Source organism: Pseudomonas tremae (assembly GCF_001401155.1).
GTDB classification, from domain to species: domain Bacteria; phylum Pseudomonadota; class Gammaproteobacteria; order Pseudomonadales; family Pseudomonadaceae; genus Aquipseudomonas; species Aquipseudomonas tremae.
On sequence record NZ_LJRO01000036.1, the window covers coordinates 1 to 3,748 of the forward strand.

Sequence of the window (3,748 nt, forward strand, 5' to 3'; positions counted from 1 at the left end):
TTGCTCGGAGCATCCCTAGGAATGTTATTTACAACTCGTAGATTCCGCTTGTTCGCCTGTTTTGCTTGCCTGAGCTTAGCTCGACGACTTTTCGTACAGAACTTAGGCCACTTTGCGCTGGTGCATCCCCTTGGCCTCCAGCGCCCGCATCGATTCTACCGAGTACAACGACTCGGGGACCAGTAGCAGGCGTTTTATGCCTATGGCCTCGCCAGTTTCCTGGCAAAAACCGTAGTCGCCCAGAGCGAGAATTTCCAGGGCCTTAAGCACATGGCTCAACGTCCGTCTGTCCCTTTCTATCATGCTTGCTGCCACCGCTCTGTTTTCCTCATCGGAAGCGAAGTCGGCTTCGTCCGGGTGACGCTCGATTTCGCAACTGGCCTGACAGCTGAGCAAGCGATCACGAAGCTCTGCGGCTTTAACCTCCAACCGATCTTTGAAAAAGACCAGCTGGTCTACGCTCATGTACTCGTCCTCTGCTTGATTCAGCAGTTGCTCGACACTCATCAATGCCATCTTGTGCTCCTGATCTGGTTGGTCATCCAAACTTCCTACTGAGTGACCAACGAACGCCACCGCCGCTTATGGGTAATAACAGGGCCAGGCTTGTGATCGGTCACTTCGTTCCCAACGGTTCTGCGCTGGGCCTCGACGACATCCGGGGCTTCAATCTGGATACGTACATCCCCAGTATCCTCTGAAACGCTTAAGACTTGGATCTGAATTCCATCGCCAATCATAATATTTTCACCTTCGCGGCGAGTCAGAAGGAGCATACGATTTTCCTCTTTACCTAGAAAACTGGATCAGCGCTCTGCCTCTGGCATAAACCAACGCTGTATCGAGCAACCAAAGGACAGCCACCACAGCTGCCAGGATGTTCAAGTCAGACGATAGACCTCGCCCAACTGACGAACAAAATCATGGCAGCTGTACCAAGGCACCGACCTGGCAAAGGGTGCCGGTCGATACGCTGAGCGTAAACCTAATACCAAAATGCATGAACGGGTCATCGCCCTCAACAGCGGTGGATGTAGCATTCCGATTAAAGCACGCAGCAAAACACGATGCAGCAACAGTGCGACTTTACGTTCGGTCGTTATCGCTGATAAGCAATGTCATTGGTACCCTCGAGCCTCAAATTTCATGTTTTTTTGATCCATATCAATAAAGACCCTCTGGGCCTATTGCTGATGGAACCAAATCGCTGGCTACGCTAACCAAGGCCTGTGTTACGGAAAAATTGCGAAAAAGAGACGATTTGTAGATGGTGGGTTTACAGAAGACCGTAATCCAGTTACAGCGCTTTGTGATCCTCAATGGAATGCAATGACTTAACCTTAGCGGATCACTAACACTTTTATTTAAGGAGAAGATCAATTAAAAGGGCTAATAATTGGAACAGCAATCTGGATGCCTACAGGATACTCCAAGAAGCGCAAAATTTTACTGCGGTGCCTCCTCACTTTGTTACGACTTTCCCAGTTCAGACATGAAAACATGGCGCCACCGGAGCATCACAACCATCGCTACTTTATTACACAAGAGGAACGCCTTGGCCGAGATCTTGCTACAAACAGGAATACGGGCCCCACCCTCAGCACGTGCGTTCGGAAACGCCAGAGATAACAGTTCGCGAAAACTGAAACAAACAGACTTATGCTTAAACGCTTCTGGATATTCGGTACGGAATTTGTATAGAAATCATCTTTTCCGCAGCGTCACCGTTCGATTTTCAAACTCTATCAGCAATCATGGAAGAAGCACATGACTAAATTTCTTTACCTCGTAACCCCCAATGATATTCGGATTGATCGGGAGTCGAGTCCACATACTGCTACAGTGCGAGGTGCGGGTGGCGAACCGGTACTGACAGTTCCCGCCAGCCTGCCTGACGAAGAAATAATGCATGTGGTAGACACGTTCAACCTTGTTTATGCGCAGGGATTTGAACTTACCAAACGGCAAGGAGGATAAGACGGCAAAGGTTCGTGTGTAGGAAACTAAAATCCTGCACATCGAGATTGAGACGGCAGCCAGAAAAAGCAGATGCTCCGTCACCGGCTCAGCAGACAGACATGACGGAGTGACTACCAAGCAGTGGAGGTGCAGCGAAATAAGAGCAGTAAGAGGGCCTGTTTCCTACAGGAAGTGCTGGCCGTACGGTTTGTCCCCGAATGCTGCGGGCTCCCTGCTGTCGACATAGCGTGACAATGCAGTATCTACATCGCCGATAGAAATTTTCAATGGAATTCAGCGCTTGGTGATGACCACGTATAGTTCTGTCATATGAACACATGGCTCAGCGCATAGGGTATGTATATGCAAATCAGGAACACCTACCTCTCTTCAGTGATAAGGCTTGAGCAGAATAGCTCTGATACCGAGCCCAAGTTAGAAGCACCACATAAGCCACTTTCACTGCACGAGTACCGTATTGGAATGTTTACAGGAGAGCAAAAGCTATGCGTTCCAGAGTTATAACTACATCGCTGGTAGTCATTATGCTCTCATGTGCATCAGCCGCTCCAGTTTGCTTCGCCGCAGACATGACTCCCGGCGTGTCAAACGAGAGCACGTCAGAGGCGGATTTTCAGCAATGGCTGGCTACTTTCCGCAACAATGCAAATACTAAGGGTATCGACACAGCCACACTTGATCTTGCCTTCCAAAACATCACGCTTGACCCGACTGTGCACCAGTTGGACATGGCGCAGCCAGAGTTCACGACGGCCATCTGGGATTATTTGTCTGAACGTCTGACTCCGAACAATATCCAGCAAGGACAGGTGCTTCTGCAAAAAGAGCCAGTTCTGAACGAGGTAGAGCGTCATTACGGTGTGAATGCGAAGATTATCGCGGCCATCTGGTGTATTGAAAGCGGCTACGGTAAGGATATTGGTAGTCGCGATGTGATTCGTTCCTTGGCCACGCTTGCTTACAAGGGCCGGCGGATGGATTACGGGACTACACAGTTGATGGCCGCCCTTCATATCTTGCAAAACAAAGACATCGCCCGCGCGCAATTGATTGGCTCGTGGGCTGGCGCGATGGGGCAGACGCAATTCATCCCGACGACCTATCTCGACTATGCAGTTGATTTTAACCACGACAATCGGCGCGACGTTTGGAGTTCCCGGGCCGATGCGCTGGCCTCCACTGCCTCTTATTTACAACGCAGCGCTTGGAACTCGCGCGTCCCTTGGGGACAGGAGGTGCAGTTGCCCGAGAATTTCGATTACGCTCAGGCCGACATTTCGATCAAGAAGCCCGTTGCCGAATGGCAACGGCTCGGGGTGATGGGAACGACGCACGCGATTCCGGGCGAGCTCGCACAGGAGCAAGCATCGGTCCTACTGCCCGCTGGTTATCGCGGGCCAGCATTTATGGTCCTAAGTAATTTCCGTAGCATCCTGCGCTATAACAACTCCACTGCCTATGCGCTAACGATCGGGCTACTAGCCGACAGTTATGTTGGCGGGACCGGCGTGTCTCACCCGTGGCCGACTGATAATCCTCCCTTGGGCAGCATTGCGCAGGTAACCGATTTGCAGAAACTGCTGGCCGCTAAGGGCTACTCCCTGGGTGCTGCTGACGGTGTGATAGGAGCGATGACCCGGGCGGCCATCCGGGCTTACCAGAAAGATCAGCATTTGCCACCCGACGGTTACGCCAGCACTGTACTACTGGAGCGCCTGCGCCGATAGGTGTACTCACTTCATAGGTTTAGCTCGCTATATTTTTTTTC

General features: G+C 51.1%; 4 protein-coding genes. 2 read left to right on the top strand and 2 right to left on the bottom strand.

The window, feature by feature from the left end; all coding sequences use genetic code 11:
* Positions 1 to 102: 102 nt before the first annotated feature.
* Positions 103 to 516, bottom strand: a complete 414-nt coding sequence (locus ALO43_RS02305) for a TraR/DksA family transcriptional regulator (RefSeq protein ID WP_054997044.1) — start codon at positions 514 to 516, stop codon at positions 103 to 105.
* Between the two features lie 35 nt (positions 517 to 551).
* Entirely contained in the window at positions 552 to 776 is a 225-nt protein-coding gene (locus ALO43_RS02310) for a carbon storage regulator (RefSeq protein WP_054997045.1), read from the bottom strand.
* Positions 777 to 1,767: 991 nt separating this feature from the next.
* Here ALO43_RS02310 and ALO43_RS02315 point away from each other — a divergent pair.
* Together ALO43_RS02315 and ALO43_RS02320 are read left to right on the top strand one after the other, a co-directional pair.
* Positions 1,768 to 1,977: a hypothetical protein gene (locus tag ALO43_RS02315; RefSeq protein WP_054997046.1), complete on the top strand. Its 210-nt coding sequence runs from the start codon at positions 1,768 to 1,770 to the stop codon at positions 1,975 to 1,977.
* A 488-nt stretch (positions 1,978 to 2,465) separates the two neighbouring features.
* On the top strand, positions 2,466 to 3,707 hold the full coding sequence (locus ALO43_RS02320) for a lytic murein transglycosylase (protein ID WP_054997047.1): 1,242 nt from the start codon (positions 2,466 to 2,468) through the stop codon (positions 3,705 to 3,707).
* Positions 3,708 to 3,748 lie beyond the last annotated feature (41 nt).